The sequence below is a fragment of the Pseudohaliea sp. genome, from assembly GCF_040217025.1.
In the GTDB taxonomy this organism is placed as follows: Bacteria; Pseudomonadota; Gammaproteobacteria; order Pseudomonadales; family Halieaceae; genus Pseudohaliea.
This window is the reverse complement of the sequence record NZ_JAVJOA010000008.1, coordinates 139,341-155,433: the sequence shown is the minus strand read 5'-3', so window position 1 is coordinate 155,433 and position 16,093 is coordinate 139,341. Positions and strand designations below refer to the sequence as shown.

12 protein-coding genes are annotated in these 16,093 nt (G+C 66.0%); 4 read left to right on the top strand and 8 right to left on the bottom strand.

Annotated elements, in window-relative coordinates; translation table 11 throughout:
* Positions 1 to 114 precede the first annotated feature (114 nt).
* Positions 115 to 2,412 (top strand): TonB-dependent receptor, encoded by a 2,298-nt coding sequence (locus tag RKE50_RS04950; RefSeq protein WP_350034874.1) that lies wholly within the window; start codon positions 115 to 117, stop codon positions 2,410 to 2,412.
* Positions 2,413 to 2,478: 66 nt separating this feature from the next.
* Here RKE50_RS04950 and RKE50_RS04945 read toward each other — a convergent pair whose 3' ends face one another.
* Together RKE50_RS04945 and RKE50_RS04940 are read right to left on the bottom strand one after the other, a co-directional pair.
* Entirely contained in the window at positions 2,479 to 3,078 is a 600-nt protein-coding gene (locus RKE50_RS04945; RefSeq protein ID WP_350034873.1) for a TetR/AcrR family transcriptional regulator, read from the bottom strand.
* Positions 3,079 to 3,097: 19 nt separating this feature from the next.
* A complete protein-coding gene (locus RKE50_RS04940) occupies positions 3,098 to 3,553 on the bottom strand; it encodes a cupin domain-containing protein (protein ID WP_350034871.1) in 456 nt (151 codons plus the stop codon).
* 177 nt (positions 3,554 to 3,730) lie between these two features.
* Here RKE50_RS04940 and RKE50_RS04935 point away from each other — a divergent pair, with 177 nt between their 5' ends.
* Complete coding sequence (locus tag RKE50_RS04935; RefSeq protein ID WP_350034869.1) at positions 3,731 to 5,359, top strand: virginiamycin B lyase family protein; 1,629 nt, start codon at positions 3,731 to 3,733, stop codon at positions 5,357 to 5,359.
* 15 nt (positions 5,360 to 5,374) lie between these two features.
* On the opposite strand, the gene ycaC is transcribed toward RKE50_RS04935, so the two are convergent.
* A complete protein-coding gene (ycaC, locus tag RKE50_RS04930; RefSeq protein WP_350034867.1) occupies positions 5,375 to 5,995 on the bottom strand; it encodes an isochorismate family cysteine hydrolase YcaC in 621 nt (206 codons plus the stop codon).
* Positions 5,996 to 6,150: 155 nt separating this feature from the next.
* On the opposite strand from ycaC, the gene RKE50_RS04925 reads away from it, so the two are divergent.
* Both RKE50_RS04925 and RKE50_RS04920 read left to right on the top strand, forming a co-directional pair.
* The gene (locus RKE50_RS04925; protein ID WP_350034865.1) at positions 6,151 to 7,056 is read left to right on the top strand and encodes a LysR family transcriptional regulator; all 906 of its coding nucleotides are present in this window, start codon (positions 6,151 to 6,153) and stop codon (positions 7,054 to 7,056) included.
* 145 nt (positions 7,057 to 7,201) lie between these two features.
* The gene (locus RKE50_RS04920; protein ID WP_350034863.1) at positions 7,202 to 7,951 is read left to right on the top strand and encodes a hypothetical protein; all 750 of its coding nucleotides are present in this window, start codon (positions 7,202 to 7,204) and stop codon (positions 7,949 to 7,951) included.
* 7 nt (positions 7,952 to 7,958) lie between these two features.
* Here the strand turns inward: RKE50_RS04920 and RKE50_RS04915 are convergent, their stop codons facing one another.
* From RKE50_RS04915 to RKE50_RS04895, 5 genes are all read right to left on the bottom strand, one after another.
* Complete coding sequence (locus tag RKE50_RS04915; RefSeq protein ID WP_350034862.1) at positions 7,959 to 10,196, bottom strand: arylsulfatase; 2,238 nt, start codon at positions 10,194 to 10,196, stop codon at positions 7,959 to 7,961.
* Between the two features lie 388 nt (positions 10,197 to 10,584).
* On the bottom strand, positions 10,585 to 12,030 hold the full coding sequence (locus tag RKE50_RS04910) for a DUF1254 domain-containing protein (RefSeq protein ID WP_350034861.1): 1,446 nt from the start codon (positions 12,028 to 12,030) through the stop codon (positions 10,585 to 10,587).
* A gap of 419 nt (positions 12,031 to 12,449) precedes the next feature.
* Positions 12,450 to 13,157 (bottom strand): Crp/Fnr family transcriptional regulator, encoded by a 708-nt coding sequence (locus RKE50_RS04905; RefSeq protein ID WP_350034859.1) that lies wholly within the window; start codon positions 13,155 to 13,157, stop codon positions 12,450 to 12,452.
* Between the two features lie 69 nt (positions 13,158 to 13,226).
* The gene (locus RKE50_RS04900; protein WP_350034858.1) at positions 13,227 to 14,477 is read right to left on the bottom strand and encodes a thiolase family protein; all 1,251 of its coding nucleotides are present in this window, start codon (positions 14,475 to 14,477) and stop codon (positions 13,227 to 13,229) included.
* Positions 14,474 to 16,024, bottom strand: coding sequence for a class I adenylate-forming enzyme family protein (locus RKE50_RS04895; protein ID WP_350034856.1), 1,551 nt, complete (start codon positions 16,022 to 16,024; stop codon positions 14,474 to 14,476). The genes RKE50_RS04900 and RKE50_RS04895 overlap by 4 nt, the downstream gene beginning before the upstream one ends.
* Positions 16,025 to 16,093: the final 69 nt, after the last annotated feature.

Here is a 16,093-nt window from a genome sequence, read left to right as displayed (position 1 = left end):
GCACTTGCAAATCAAACAACTGCTTGGTAGGTTGAAATCGCGCGGCCCGGCCGCGCGCGGGGTGCCTTAAGCACCACGGCTGATAACCATAATGCGAAAGCCAGGAGAAACACGATGAAGACCCCCTACCCTGACCGTCGTCTGCTGTGCCAGGCGATTCTCCTCGCCTCGCTCACCGCCACCCCCGCCGTCGCCACGGCCCAGGTTCCCACCGGGGACGCAGGCTTTGCCGGCATCGAGGAAGTGATCGTCACCGCGCGGAAGCGCGAGGAAAGTGTCCAGAACACACCCGTGTCCATGGTCGCCGTCGGCGCCGAGGGGCTGAAGGCGCGTTCCGTCGACAGCTTCGGGCGCCTCGGTGAAGTCGCGCCGAACATCGAGATCAACGGGGGTATTCCCAACGGCGGCGGCAGCGCCACGCAGATCTTCATCCGCGGCATCGGCCAGGACGATTACTCCTTACCCAACGAACCGGGGGTCGGCCTGTACATCGACGACGTCTACATCTCGCGCAGCGCCGCGGCCGACTTCGGCTTCATGGACATCGAGCGCATCGAGATCCTCCGCGGCCCGCAGGGCACGCTCTACGGGCGCAATACCATCGGCGGCGCGGTCAAGATCGTCACCCGCAAGCCGGAGGGCAGCAACAGCGGTGAGGTCGGCGTGACCGTGGGTCGCTACGACCGTCTCGACGTCTACGCCAACTACGACATGCCGCTCACGGAAAACCTGGCGGCAAAGTTCGCCGTCGCCACCTTCAACCGCGACGGGCTGGGCACGAACCTCATCGGCCAGGACCTCGGCGAGGACGACGAGATCGACGCGCGCGCGAGCTTCCGCTGGGAAGCCAGCGACACCCTCGAAGTCCTGTTCACCGCTGATTACATGAAGCAGGAACAGGCGGGGCCAGCGGGCTCCATGGTGCGCTTCGACCCCCTCGACCCGGGCACCGACAGCCTCATCAACGATCTGCTCGCGCCGCCGGTGGTCGAGGAATTCAACCTGCAGCCGCCCTTCGATCGCTACGGCGCGGCGTGGGTAAAAACCCTCGACGACTGCGACAAGTGCGTCTATGACTCGGGCGGCACGGTAGAAACCCGCGATGACGGCGAGATCTGGGGCGCGTCGCTTACCGTCAACAAGACGGTGGGCGACAGCCTGTTCCGCTCCATCACCGCGGTGCGCGACTACGACATCGATATCCGCCGGGACTCGGAGCACACGCCCTTCGACATCGTGCAGGTGGACAACCCCGAGACCTTCACCCAGTACACGCAGGAGTTCCAGTGGAACGGCACCGCCATGGACGGCAAGCTGGATTATGTCCTCGGTGTCTTCGGGCTGTACGAGGACGGCGACAGCGAACTGTTTGCCCCGCTGCTCTCCGGGCTCTTCGAGGTTACCGGCGGCCTCGCCGACAACACCGCGTTCATCACCGCCGAGTACGAGGCCTACTCCCTCGCGGCCTACGCCGAGGCGACCTACGCGCTTTCGGACCGGCTGGCGCTGACGCTCGGCGGACGCTTTACCCACGACGACAAGGAATACATCTACGGCCTGTCGCGCCCCGAATCCGGCCAGGTGCCGCTGCCGCCGGAACGGCTGGCGGATGACTGGACGGAGTTCCTGCCCAAGGTCGGGCTGGAGTTCCAGCAGTCCGACGATCTCCTCTGGTATGCCAACGCTTCGCGCGGCTACAAGGCCGGTGGCTACAACTCCCGGGCGCTTTCCGGCATTGCACCGAAGGCCTTTGATCCAGAGTTCGTGGACGTCTACGAAGTCGGCTTCAAATCCAGCTGGGCGGACAACACCGTGACGCTCAACGGCGCCCTCTTCTACAACGAGTACACGGACATCCAGCTGCTCGCGGTACTCGACCTCGGCGGCGGCAACGTGGAGACGGTCATCGAGAACGCCGGTGAGGCCACCATCGTCGGCGGCGAGCTGGAGTTCCAGTGGATGCCCACGGCGAACTGGAACTTCTCCGGCGGCATCGGCCTGCTGGACGCCGAGTACGACGACGTCGGCGAATCGGCGGCCAGCGCGGGGATCGCCGAGAGCAACGAGCTCATCAACGCTCCGGAGCTCAGCGCGAACCTGTCCGGCGAGTACCGCTTCCCCTTCGCCAGCGGCGACCTCGCGCTCCGCGCCGACATGATCTACCGGGACGACCAGTACCGCGATGCGGTGAACACGCCGGAGCTGAAGGCCGACGCCTACACGCTCTGGAACGGCCGAGTGACCTGGACCTCGTCAGACGACCGCTGGGAGGTGGCGGGCTTCGTCACCAACATCACCGACGAGATCTTCGTGACCAACGGCGTGTCGGTGCTCGGCCTCGGCTACGTGGAGGCCTACTACAGCCGGCCGCGGGAGTGGGGCCTTTCGGTCACCATGAACTTCGGGAGCTGAGGCGCAGTTCCCTCCCCTGGGCGCCACCTTTCGGGGTGGCGTTTTTTGGTTCGCTTGCGTAGAGCGTCAGGCAGCCGGATCGAGCTGCAGCCTGAAGGCGTCGACGATCCCGCGGGCAATGCTCACCGGGGTCTCGCTGCCGCCGGGCTGGTACCAGGTCGGCGTCCAGTTGAGTGCGCCGAGCAGGCTGAGGCGGAAGATGCCGGGGCTCACGGCCCCGGGCAGGGGCAGCGCGGCGACCAGGTCCCGGAAGATCGCCTCGTAGCCGTCGCGCTGGCGCAGCAGCGTTGCGCGCACCTCGCCGTCGAAGTGGCTCGGGAACTGCGGCGTGATCACCTGCGAGAAGGGGCTCGGGCCGAGCAGGACCTCGAGGTGCGCGCGGCAGGCCGCTGCCACGCGGTCCCAGGGCGCCTTGCCCGCCTCCGCGAGGGCCGCTTCCACCGCCTCGGTGACCTGCGAGACGCCGCGGGCGTGCGCCTCCAGCAGGAGGGCCTCCTTGGAGGCGAAGTGGTAGTAGAGGGAGCCCGAGAGAATGCCCACCTGCTGGGCTATGTCGCGGATGGATGTCGCCGCGTAGCCCTTGCTGGCGAAGAGCCCGGCGGCCGCTTCGAGGACGTCGTCCCGCCGGTTGCCGCGGTCGCTGAGTGCTGCCTTGCCTTTCGCCACGCTCGGTCCTGGCCGGGAATCAGGACTGATAATACTGCTTGAAGAAGTCGAGGGTAAGCGTGTCGATGACGTTGTCGTCCTCGTCGAGGATATCGAGCATCTCCGGGCCCGTGCCCTGGAAGCTGGCATAGACCGTCATGCCCTGCTCCGACGAGAACGGCGTATGGGCGCTGCCCGGCGGCTCGTAGGAGAAGGTACCGGGGAAGTGCAGTTCCTCGCCTTCGCGGTAGCCCCAGAGGCCCTCCAGCGTCAGCGCCACGGCGGTGCAGCGGTGCGTGTGCTTGGCGAACTCCTTGTGCGGGTCCTGGCGGAAGAGGAAATCCACGCGGTGGCGTTTTTCATCGACCGTGAGCACCTTGATGTAGTTGCCCGGCTGGCCGTCGACCTCCCGCCAGTCGAGCAGGTTGCTGTTGACGTTCTCGATCTCGCCGAAGCTGGTGCGCAGGGTGTCTTCAAGTACGTTGATCGCAGTCACGGTCTCTACCTCGTTAGCTCTCTTATCGGTGTTTCCCGGTCGGTGTTTCCCGGTCGGTGTGTCCTGGCGACCGGTGCCGGCGGCCGGCTCAAAATCAACCAATCGCTTGGTAGCCTCAGTATAACCTGATATATTCCTGCCCCTCTACCCAGCCCACCGGGACCGAGGACGCGAACAATGATAAGACGCATCCACCCGGGCCATCACGGCGCCGTCCTCGGCGTCGCCCTGGCCCTTGCCCTCTCGGGCTGCAGCCGGGAGCCGGCTGCGCTCAGCAGCGGCGCGGCCCCCGCAGCCGCACCGCCGCCCGCCACGCCCATGCTGACGGTTTCCACCGTGGATGGCACCCCCCTCGCCGGGGCCATGGTGACCGTGGCACTGGACGCGAAGCGCCGTCTCACCCGCTTCACGGATGCGCAAGGCAGGCTCGAGCTGGCCGACCTTACCGAGGGCGCGGGCCCGCTGACCGTAAGCTACCCGGGCCTCGAGCCCCGCTCCGTGCAGCCTGGCGAAGCGGCCGTTACCCTGGCGCCGGACCCGGACTTCCTGCGCACGCTGCCCAGCAGCCAGTGGCTCACGCTCCTGCCGGAGGGCGAGCGCAAGCGAGAATTCACCGTGAACTGCGGCACCTGCCACGAGCTCGGCTACGGCCGTATCATGATCGACGGGCGTCCGCGCAGCGAGGAGGAATGGCTCGCCGCCATCGCCATGATGCGCGCCATGGACGCCTACGAAGTCATCCCGCCGGACTTCGACGACGCGACTTACGCCGCGTGGCTCGCGGAAAGCTTTACCGCCGAGCGCATTGCCACCCTCGCGCCCGCGCCGCTGGCCGATGCTGCCGCGCTGGCTGCCGTGGAGATCACCGAGTATGAACTGCCGGAAAGCGACTCCCTGCCCCACGACCTCGTGATCGGCCCCGGCGGGCGCATCTGGATCACGGCCTTCTTTTTTGACGAGCTCTGGGCCCTGGACCCCGCCAGCGGCGCCATCGAGCGCTTCAGCGCGGACGACCGCCCCGAGGTGAACGCGCAGCCGCGGGCGCTCGAGTTCGACGCCGGCGGCACGCTGTGGGTAGTCAACGGGGGGACCGAGGCGGTCCTGCGCTTCGACCCCGGGACCGGCACTTACGAAGAGATCCCCGTCGGCATGTACGCGCACAGCCTGGACATCGATCCGGCGGGCGACATCTGGGTCAACGACTACTTCGCCCCGGAGGAGCGTATCGCCCGCGTCGCTGCCAGTGACAGCGCGGTCACGGTGCTGCCCGTACCACCGGCGCGGCGCCCGGCGAGCGAGGGGCTGCCCCTGCCCTACGGGCTGCAGGTGGATGGTGTCGGGCGCCTGTACAGCACGCAGCTCGCGGCCAATACCCTGGTCCGCTACGACAGCCGCAGCGGCGAGGGTACGCTGTTCGAGATGCCGGCGCCGAACAGCGGCCCGCGCCGGCCGGGGCTCGACCGCCACGAGGGCCTGTGGATCCCGGAGTTCAACACCGGCTACCTCGCCTTCTTCGACTCCGACGCGGAACGCTTCGAGCGCATCCGCCTTGGCCCGTCATCGCTCGGCCTCTACGACGTGAAGGTCAACCAGGCCAATGACGACGTCTGGGCGACCGGCTCCCTGGCCTCCACGCTGATCCGCTACCGGCCGGGTGACGGCTCGATCCTCTCGATACCGCTACCGACGGAGCCGGCGTACACGCGTCACCTGGCGGTGGACGAGGCCACCGGCGATGTCTGGACCGCCTACTCGTCCCTGCCGGCAGCGACACCGCGGGTGGCGCGCCTGCGTTTCCTGCGCTGAAAGCGGCTATCGCTATCAGCCGCGCGGCGCCGAATAGCTCTGTATGAGATTGGCGTACGCGGGCAGGTGACCGGCAAGCAGCCCGCCGAAGCCCTCGATATCGTTGCGCCAGTCGCGGTGCAGTTCACAGCCCACGGCAAACCAGCTCATCAGCTGCGCACCCGCTTGCGACATCCTATCCCAGGCGGCGTCGCGGGTAGTCTGGTTGAAGGTCCCCGACGCATCCGTCACCACGAACACCTCGTAGCCCTCGGCGATAGCCGACAGCACCGGGAATGATACGCAGACCTCGGTGACCACGCCGGCAACGAGCAGCTGTTTTTTGCCGGTCGCCTTGACCGCCGCCAGGAATTCCTCGTTGTCCCAGGCATTGATCTGGCCCGGCCGGGCGATATAGGGCGCTTCCGGAAAAATCTCTTTCAGTTCCGGCACCAGCGGCCCGTTGGGTCCATCCTCGAAGCTGGTGGTCAGGATCGTCGGCAGATCGAAGAAGCGGCCGATCCCTGCGAGGGCGAGGACATTGTTCTTGAAATCATCGGGGCTGAAATCCCGTACCAGCGACAGCAGGCCGGCCTGGTGGTCGACCATGAGCAGCGCCACGTTGTCCTTGTCGAGCCTTGGATAGTCATTGTTCATGCTGAACCTCCTATGACGTGTCAGTAGAAACATCGGGTAAATGGGGCGAGCACGGTTCCGCCCCTCAGCAACCAGCCTAGTAGCGGAACGAAGAGGCGAATAGACTGGGATTCTGCAACTCAGCGTCTCCCCAATAGAACGATGGAGCTTCGGTCATGCAAGACCTCAACAATCTGTACTATTTTGCCCAGGTCGTGGAGCACGGGGGATTCGCGCCCGCAGGACGCGCCCTGAACCTGCCGAAGTCCAAGCTCAGCCGCCGGGTCGCCCAGCTCGAACAGGCCCTGGGCACCCGCCTGCTGCATCGCTCGAGCCGACGCTTCTCGGTCACGCCGCTCGGGCGGCAGTTCTATGAACACTGCCGCGCCATGCTAGTCGAGGCCGAGGCGGCCGAGCAGGCGATAGCGGCCCACCAGAGGGAACCCCGGGGACACCTGTCCGTCACCTGCCCCACCGGCCTGCTGGGCTTCCATGTCGGGGATCTTCTCGCCGGGTTCCTCACCCGCTACCCGAGGGTCAGCATTGATCTCGAGGCCACAAACCGGCGCGTCGACGTCGTCGCGGAGGGAGTCGATATCGCGCTACGGGTCCGTCCGCTTCCCATCGAGGACAGCGATCTCGTCATGCGGAGCCTGTCCGACCGGGGCCAGGTACTGGTAGCCAGTCCGCAGTTACTGCAACAGGTGGGTGAGCCCGCCTGCCCCGCGGAGCTGTCCAGCCTGCCCAGCCTGAGCCGTGGCACCGCGCAATCTCGGCACCAATGGGTCCTCGAGGACGGAAACGGCCGCGAGGAGCGCGTGGCGCACGAGCCCCGCTATGTCACCACGGACATGGCCGCCCTGCTCGCCGCAGCGAAAGCCGGGGCAGGTATCGTGCAGCTGCCGTTGTTGATGGTCGGGAATGAACTGCGCGCGGGGGCGCTGGTGCCGGTCCTGCCGGGATGGAACCCGCCGCGGGAAATCATCCACCTGGTTTTCCCGTCCAGGCGTGGGCTCCTGCCGGCCGTGCGGGCGCTGATCGAGCACCTTGCCGAAGCTTACCGGTTGATCGAAGAAGACTAGGGGACAGCCGACGCTGGATATTCATGGAGCGAAGGCCGCGCGGCGGGGCCGCAGTGAACGAACGTGTTAGCCTGTGACCAGAATGCAGACTCTGGCAGACCCCGACAGACCAGCCACTGCACGCTGTTATAGGAAGGAGTGAGCAATGAAGACCGCAGTCGCGAGTGCCCTGGCCACGCTGCTACTGCCGGCAGGCGCAACGGCCGCAGAGCGCTGGCAATTCGCCCTCAGCCCCTACGCCTGGCTCGCGGGGGTCGACGGCAAGACGGCAACAATCCCGCCACTGCCAGAGGCACCGATCGAAATCAGCCCTAAGGAGGCCCTCGAGGACACGGAAGTCGGCTACATGCTGGTCATGACGGCGAAGAAGGGGCGCCACGGGCTGCTCGCAGACCTTGTCTACACGGACGTGCGCTCGGGGCTGGCGTTCGTGGACGCGCTCAATCTTTCCCTTGACAGCGTTTCCAGGAACAAGATGTACACCCTCGCCTACAGCTATGAGCTGGTCGGCAACGCGGCTTCCACACTGGATGCTTTCGCCGGCGTGCGCTACTGGGATGTCGATACCCGGCTCCAGTTCAGCGGAGGGTCCGGTGCGCTCGCCGGCCGGCGCATCGATAACGGCGAGCGCTGGCTGGACCCGATGCTGGGGCTCAAGGGGCGCCGGGCGCTGGGGGACGCCGGATTCTTCCTGGGCGGTTCGGCCGCCGTCGGTGGCTTCGAGGCGAACTCGGAAGTCTTTTTCGATGGTGTGCTCAACCTGGGCTACCGCTGGAGCGATAACGTGGAGACCACCCTGGGCTACCGCATCGTTGACGTGGAGTACGACAACAGCGCGTTCCTCTACGACGTACGCCAGGAAGGCGTCACACTGGGCCTGTCCTGGCGATTCTGACGCGCACCTACAGGTACTCGACGAACATCTTCCTGATCTTCCCGGTAAAAGCGAAGGGGGCCCGGTCGTAATAGGCCTCGGACACCGGAGAGTACTGGTCCATGCCGACGTCGAAGGTATCGTTGACGGTAAACCCGGCTGACGCCGTCATCGGGACAACCCCGCTGGCGTAAGGCTCCCCGTTGACGACGATCCGGATCTCGGCGGGCTGCGCCACGCCCGGCTCCCTCAGGGTCTCCACCTCGATCTCCAGGTCCCCGTGCGGGAGCGCCTTGTCGGCGGTGATCCGCGTCCGATCAATCTGGAATGTGTTGTACTCGTACACCAGCCTGCCGTCGTCAATCCACAGGGAAAGGCCGCCGGAGTAGGCGCCCATGGCGTAGAGAACGCCCTGGCTGGCGGCGTCCACGGTGACGTCCAGCACCACCCGGTTGGCGACCGTGCCGAGCCTGGCTGCAGCGCCCTCGGGCAAGCCGACCACATCGCTCGTATAGTGGAACTCCGTCGCCGGGTTCGCCGGGCCATCCTCCGGATGCAGCACCATCGACCAGAGTCCCCCGCCGACGGGATAGACGCTGTTCTCCCGCGCCTCCCGGTCGAAGGCCTTTTTCATCTCTTTCAGTTGTGCCGGCTCAGCCTCGGCGAGATCCTCCGCCTGCGAGAAATCCGCTTCCAGGTTATAGAGCTCCCATTCATCGTCTTCTGGGTTCCAAGTCCTGATCGCCGGATCGACACCGGGACGCCAGGGAATTCGCGGGCCGAAAACCGACGCCATCCAGCCGTCCTTGTAGATGGCACGGCTTCCCATCACCTCGAAATACTGCGGGCCCTTGTTCTCCGGCGCGTCGGCATCATGGAAGGTGGGCACCATGGACACACCATCGAGGGGCGCCTGACTGACGCCGTCGACAATGTCGGGAGGCTCGATGTCCAGTACGTCGTAGATTGTGGGGACGATGTCGTTGACATGGTAGAACTGGCTGCGCGCCTCGCTGTCGGGCGCGATACGCTTCGGCCAGGAAACCGCCAGCGGCGTCCGTGTTCCGCCGAAGTGCGACGCAATGAGCTTGGTGTGCTTGAAGGGGGTGGAACCGGCCCATGCCCAGCCGGCATGGTACATGTTGTCCGTTTTCGGGCCGCCCAGGGCATCGAGCCCGCCGATGTCCTCCAGCGCCTCGATATGATCCTCGATCTTGCTGGGGATGCCATTCTGCGCCATGAGTTCGCTGATGGTCCCATTCTGGCCCTCGGCGCTGGAGCCGTTGTCGCTCCAGACGTAGAACACCAGCGTGTTGTCGAGGATCTGCTGACGCTCAAGTTCGTCCAGGAGCCTGCCGGCCTGGCGATCCGTGTGCTCGAGAAAGCCGGCGAAAACCTCCATGAGGCGCACCTGGAACGCCCGCTCGGCTTCGGGAATGTCCTCCCAGGCGGGCATCGTCTCGGCCCGCTCCGTGAGCTGCGTGCCTTCAGGCACCCAGCCGAGCGCCTTCTGCTTCGCAAAGATCTCCTTCCGGAGCACGTCCCAGCCCTCGTCGAAGCGACCCTCGTACTTGTCAGCCCACTCCTTGAAGATGTGGTGTGGCCCATGTACAGCACCCGGGGCCCAGTACATGAAGAAGGGTTTTTCCGGGCTCACGGCGCGTCGGTTCCGGAGCCAGGCAATGGCCTGGTCGGTCATGTCTTCGGTGAAGTGGTAGTTCCCGTCGTGGTGCTGCGGCGGCAACCTCACCGTATTCTCGACGACCGCCGTTTCCCACTGCGACGACTCGCCGCCCAGGAAACCGTAGAAGTAATCGAACCCGACCAGGCGCCCGGAAGGCCAGCGGTCGTACGGACCAATCCTCGATATATCGGTTGCCGGTGTGTTGTGCCATTTACCAAAGGCGGCGGTGGTATAGCCATAGTAACCCAGCACCTTTGCAATGGACGCCGTTGTCGCCGGCCAGAGGCCGGTATAGCCATCCCAGGCGTTGGCGAACTCCGCTATCTGCCCGAAGCCGACTCGATGCTGGTTGCGACCGGTCAACAGGGCAGCGCGTGTCGGAGAGCACATGGCGGCATTGTGAAAACGGTTGTAGGTAATACCGGCGCTGGCAACCTCGCTCATGGTGGGCGTATGGATGGGCCCTCCGAAAGTATCCGGAAGCGCAGGCCCCGCATCGTCGATCATCAGGATGACAATGTTGGGCGCATCCGCCGGCAAAGGACTGACCGTTTCCCTCGCCCGGTAGGTAGACGCCTGCATGGTCCGCGCCGCTTCGGGCCCCTCCGGCGGCGGGAAAGGCAGCACACTTTGGGCAAACGCGGCACCCTGCACACCTGCAAGGCACGCGCCGAGCAGGAGAAGGACACCGGCCCGACGCGCTGCGTCGCTCAACACTCCCGGCGCGGGGGCAACACCATTCCGACGCGCTGATCGATCCCAAACTGCCATCAACAACCTCGTTCATGCCTGGCGACCCACCGTCGCGCGTCTAGTGTAGGCGGCGAAAAGCACAGTGACTGTCCGGATCCGGACAATCGAAGGCGTTCAGGCCCGGGCCAGGCGCTGGTGAGCCCCGGTGGCGGGACGCAGGATCCGCCCGGGGAACCCCTCGGGGGGGGCTCCCCGGGCGCTCCCGACAGCGCCAGCGTTACCGGGGCCGCTGCCGCAACGGCGGAAGCTCGAGCCCCTGTCTCAAGGCCTCTCGCTCCGGATAGTAAATGCGCATCATGACCTGGAATGGTCCACGCGGTGCCGGCAGCCAATTGGAAACCTCCCCGGCGGCAGGCTTATCCTGCTGAATGTACAGGGTCAACGAGCCATCGGGGTGATAGTCCAGGTCATCGCGGTCACCAATGGCAAAGCGGTCAAGCTCGTTGGGCACCTGGAACCCGTCCTGATCGTACATCGTGAGTGACCAGAATGCGTTTGCCGGCGGCAGTTGGCCGGCGGGGAAGTGAATGGTGTACGCGTGCTCACCGGTTGTCGGCCGCCCCTCCGCATCCTGGAAAGCGTTTGGGTACACGGCATCGCGCCCCAGGTTGGCGCCGAGCCCACCGAGGGCAACCAGGGCGCGCAACAGGTAGTCGGTTCCATAGGAACCGAGGTTGGTGGCGTAGTTCCATCCGTTGACGGTGTCGCCAATAGCGCCCTCGTTGATCATTTGCCTTAGATCATTCTGCGCGTCACGGGCAGCCTCATTGATCATGGCCAGGGAGTTCTCGTCGAGGGACGCTCTATCCCACGACTCGCCCGGCTTCAGACCGAGTACCCGCGCCATGCTGTGCATGATGGGATAATCCGCATGGTGCGGAGGGTGGATGCGGGACAGGCTCACCAGCCGGCGAAGCATCTCGACGCCGCTCAGCGCATTGACCGTCAGCAGGGGCGGGGTTTCGTTATCGACTTCGGGGTCGACGTGCCCTTCGGCCTTGTCGCCTTCGAACGGACCGCGCTTCCCGCCGCGCCACCGGCTCAGCGGCGTCAGCGAATACAGGTCCTGGAGCGCGTGAACCCTTTCGAAATCGTCCGGCCCATTGGTCTGCGTGCGCCCCATGAGCCAGACAATCGGAGTCGGCGCCGTGATGACGCCCCACTCGCCACTGGCGTCCCCGTCCCAGGACGGCCCCACGATGAGATAATCGCCGGCCTCGTTGCCCGTCGTTCTGGTACCGGGGGCCGCAAAGACATCGGTCCACATGTCGAGCATCGGCATGAGGTAATAGCGCTCCCGGGTCTCTGGCAGCGAAAGGACCACCGGCTCCTCGCGCAGATCCAGCCAGGCGAAGGAGTACAGTGTGTCGAAATTGAAGCGCACCACGTCGCGGGCATCTGCGCCCGGATACTCGCGATAGTGAGCAAACTGATTGGGCGGAGCGCGCATCGGGACACCAGCGCTGTCCCTGACGTTTGTCGCCTGCTTCATCGTGACGTCCATGGTCACGAGCGGGTAGGCGTAGAGATAGGCATCGTAGGCAGTATCGTAGAGCTCCCGGTGTTCGGCACTCACCGCCGCGGCATCACTTGCCCGGGTTGAGCCAGCCGGTGCCAGGAGCAGGCCCGGTAGCAATGCCAGGACGGGAATCAGTGGTTTCATGGAACAGTCCCTCGGGTTCGTTGGTTATTGACATGTGCAGAGATCATTGCAATGCGCGGTGCCTTCGCTCTCGGCTGAATCGGTGCGTTCCGGGCGCCTGGGTGACGCGGCCGAATGCGCCGGCGGCGACGACCGACGAGTGTAGGCACAGAAAAGCCACACGACTGTCCGGATCCGCACAGTCGATACAGTCCCGACGCGTTGTGGTGCTAGCCGCCATAGCTCACCGATACTTGGATTTCTCGTCGAGTGATTGTGCGCTATGGGAGATTTTCCGACTAAGGCAATAGCCGTAGCTATTGCCACGGGAGAAAAACTTTCTGCAGCGTGCAAGATCCGGCGAGAAACCAAATAGGCATGTCAGCCTGGATTGATCCTATGATTGCGGTCTATAGAGCCGAATCGGTGAGCTATGGCGGTTAGCCCACGCCGCTATCGTCCGCTTCTTCCGGGTGCGCAAACTGCCAGAGGGCAGCGGGGTCGAGCACCCTGATCGAGCGGTAGGCATAGCTGACCCACCCGCGTGACTCGAAGCGGGCCAGGGCCGCGTTGACCTGGCTGCGGGAGGCATTCGACATGGCGCCGAGTTCGGCCTGGCTCACCGGCACATCCTCGGCGAACAGCCACGACGCGCGCTCGAGTACCGCTGCAATCCTGCACTCGACATTGCGCAGCAGCAGGTCGTCGATGATCCGGGCCATGACGTCGTAGTGGGCGATGGTAATTCTCGCGAAACCGCGCAGCGCCTCCGGGTCCCCGGCGACGATTTGGCGCATGGCGTCGAGTGGCAGGTGGAACAGCGTGCAATCGGAAATGGCCCGCAGTTCGCTGCGGCGACGCTCGCCCGAGATGAAGCAGCCCTCGCCCGCCCAGGCGCCGACGATGCCGAACTGGACGAGCCGTGCGCCCCGGTCCCGCGGGGCCGTGCTGACGCCCAGTACCCCGTCCACCAGACCGTAGATGCCACCGCAGGAGTCGCCAACGCGAAACACCACCTCGCCCGCCGCGAAATCTTCCGCCCGCCCGCGAGCCATCACCTCGGCCTGCAATTCCGGCTCTCCGGCAAGCCAGCCGTGCTGCAGAAGCACACTGGCGACCTCGCTGTCCTTCCATCGACTGCGCTGCATGTAAACAGGTTAGTCCCTGGGCGCCGCGTTGCAATCCCCGGCGCAGGCCCGGTGCTCGCGCTTTCCCGGTCAGCCCCGCTGCAGGATCACGACCGAACAGGCCGCTTCGTCGAAGCCGACCACGCCGCCGCCGTTCTCCGCCAGCGCGGTGTGCGCGCCGGCTACCTGGCGGGCGCCGGCTTCACCGCGCAATTGCTCGGTCAGCTCGGCAATCATCGAGAGCCCCGTTGCGCCCACCGGGTGCCCCTTGGACACGAGACCGCCGGAGGTGTTGATGGGCAGGCGGCCGCCGAGCGTGGTCGCCCCGCTCTCGACGAAGCTGCCGCCCTCCCCTTCCTCGCAGAAGCCGAGCATCTCGGCCTGGTAGAGCTCGCAGAAAGCGGTGGCATCGTGAACCTCGGCGACATCGATCGCCTCGGGGCCGAGGCCGGCCTGGGCGTAGGCCTTCTGCGCCGCCACCCGGCTCAGCCCCGGTTCTTCCAGCGAGCGGTACTTGCCGCCGGAGAGGGCGGTGGCCGCCACGCGCACCGCGCGCTCGCGCACCGCCGCCGGGAGTGCACGCAGGCGCCGCGCGGAGACCAGCAGCGCCCCCGCCGCGCCATCGCCGATCGGCGCGCACATGGCGCGGGTCAGCGGCCATGACACCTCCCGGTCGGCGAGGACCTCCTCGACGGTCATCTCGAACTGGTACTGGGCCCGGGGATTGAGCGCCCCGTGGCTGTGGTTCTTCGCCGCCGCGGCGGCGATCTGCTGCCGCGTCGTGCCGTGGCGCTTCATGTGGTAACACGCCTGCATCGCGTAGGTGTCCATGAAGATGGAGCGGTCGGGGCCCGGCTCGAAGGCCTTGCCTGCCACCTCGCCGGCTGCCGCGTAGTAGGCGCGCCACTCGTCCGGGTCGTACTGGTCGATGCCGCCCTCGAACAGGCGCGATGACTGCCGCGGGTCGTCGGGATAGAAAGTCTTTTCCACGCCGAGGGCCAGGACCATGTCCGCCGTGCCCGCTGCGATATCCTTCCAGGCGCCGTTCAGCGCCATGGAGGCCGTGGCACAGCCGCCCTCCACGTTGACGACGGGGACCCGCTCCGGAAACAGGCCCTCGCGCACCAGCGGCGTGAGACAGACCTGGCCGCGGATACTGCCCTGCTCCTCGACCCACATACCGCAGTTGCCGAACCAGCAGCTCTCGATACTGCCGCCGTCCGCGAGCCCCGCATCGGCGAGCACGCCGAGGTAGGCCTCGCGCGCGAGGTCCTTGACCGTGTGATCGGGACGCTTGCCGAAGGCCGTGCTGAAGGTACCGACGAGGTAGACGTCGCTCACGAGACCTCCCAGTACGGAGCCCGCAGCTCGCGCTTGATGACCTTGCCGAGGGCGTTGCGCGGGAAGTCTTCCCGCAGTTCGACGGCTTTCAGTCGCTGCGCCTTGGCCAGGCGCTCGTTCGCCCAGGCGAGCAACGCGTCGGGATCTGCATCCGAACCGGCCAAGGGAATGACGAGCGCCAGCGGCGTCTCCCCCCACTTCGGGTCGGGGATGCCGATCACGGTGACGTCCGACACCGCCGGGTGGGCGCCGACCACCTCCTCGATGTCCTTCGGGAAGACGTTGAAGCCGCCGGAGATGATCATGTCCTTCTTGCGGTCGAGGATGTAGAGAAAGCCGTCCTCGTCGACCTTGCCGATATCACCGCTGCGCAGGAAGGTGCGACCACGCTCGTCGCGCCAGATCGCCGCCTCCGTTTCCGCCGGCCGGTTGTGATAGTGCTTCATGAGCCCACCGCCATAACCGACGATCTCCCCGGGTTCGTTCGCGGGCAGCTCCCGCCCCTCGTCATCGACAATGCGCAGGTCAAAGCCGATGACCGGCGTCCCCACGGAGCCGCGCTTGTGCTGCTGTTCCGGCCGGCAGATCGTGGCGAAGCCCTCGGAGAAGCCGTAGAGCTCGAACAGACCGGAGCCGAGGTGCTCGAGAATCGCCTCTTTCGTGTCCTGGCGCAGCGGCGAACCGGCCGAGAGCATGTAGCGGAGGCTGGAAAGATCGGTCCCCGGGAGCGCCGCACTCTCGAGCACGCCGATGTACTGCGTGGGCACCATGAACGTATGGGTCACCCGCTCCCGGGCAACCAGGTCGAGGAAAGCCTCGGGAGAGAAGCCGTCCATGACCACCACGGTGGCGCCGACGAAAAGCGGCGGCAGCAGCATGAACCAGGTGCCGTTGCTGTACAGCGAGGTGGTCGCCAGGGCAACGCTCTCGTGGTCCATGCGCAGCTCCAGGGCGTTCGAGTAGGACCAGTGCTGCCGCGCCCGGTGCGTCTGCACGATGCCCTTGGGCGTGCCCGTGGTGCCCGAGGAGTAGATGATGTTGAAGTCGTCGCCGAGGTCGTAGCGCACCGGCGGCTCACCCTCGTCTGCGCCGTCGAGCCAGCTGGCGAGGGACTGCCAGCCCGCGCCGGCCGCACCGTCGACCAGCAGCAGCCGCTCCTGGCCGTCGTCGAGGCTGGCCAGGGCCTCGTCCGCCAGCGAGCGGGTCGCTTCGCTCGCGAAGAGCACGGACGCGCCGGAGTCGTCGAGCAGCGTGGCGACCTGGGCGGCCGTGAGCATGGTGCTGATCGGAACCACGCAGGCACCGGATTTCATGATGCCGAGCAGCACCACGGCGGTTCCGGCGCTATTGTTCATGAGCACCGCGACCTTCGCGGGCTTGCCGGCGCCGGCGGCGAGCAGGGCATTCGCCACCCGGTTGCAGCGCCGGTTCAGCTCGCTCCAGCTCAGGCGCTCACTGCCACAGACGAGTGCTGTCTTCCCGGCACGGAACCGGGCATGGCTCGCCCAGAGCTCGGGCAGGAAAACCTGGGTATCGTCCAGGGCCATCGGACACCTCTCGTTATTGTCGTCGTTCTGTTGCCGCTCTACGCAAACCAAGTGATCGCTTGGTTGGTA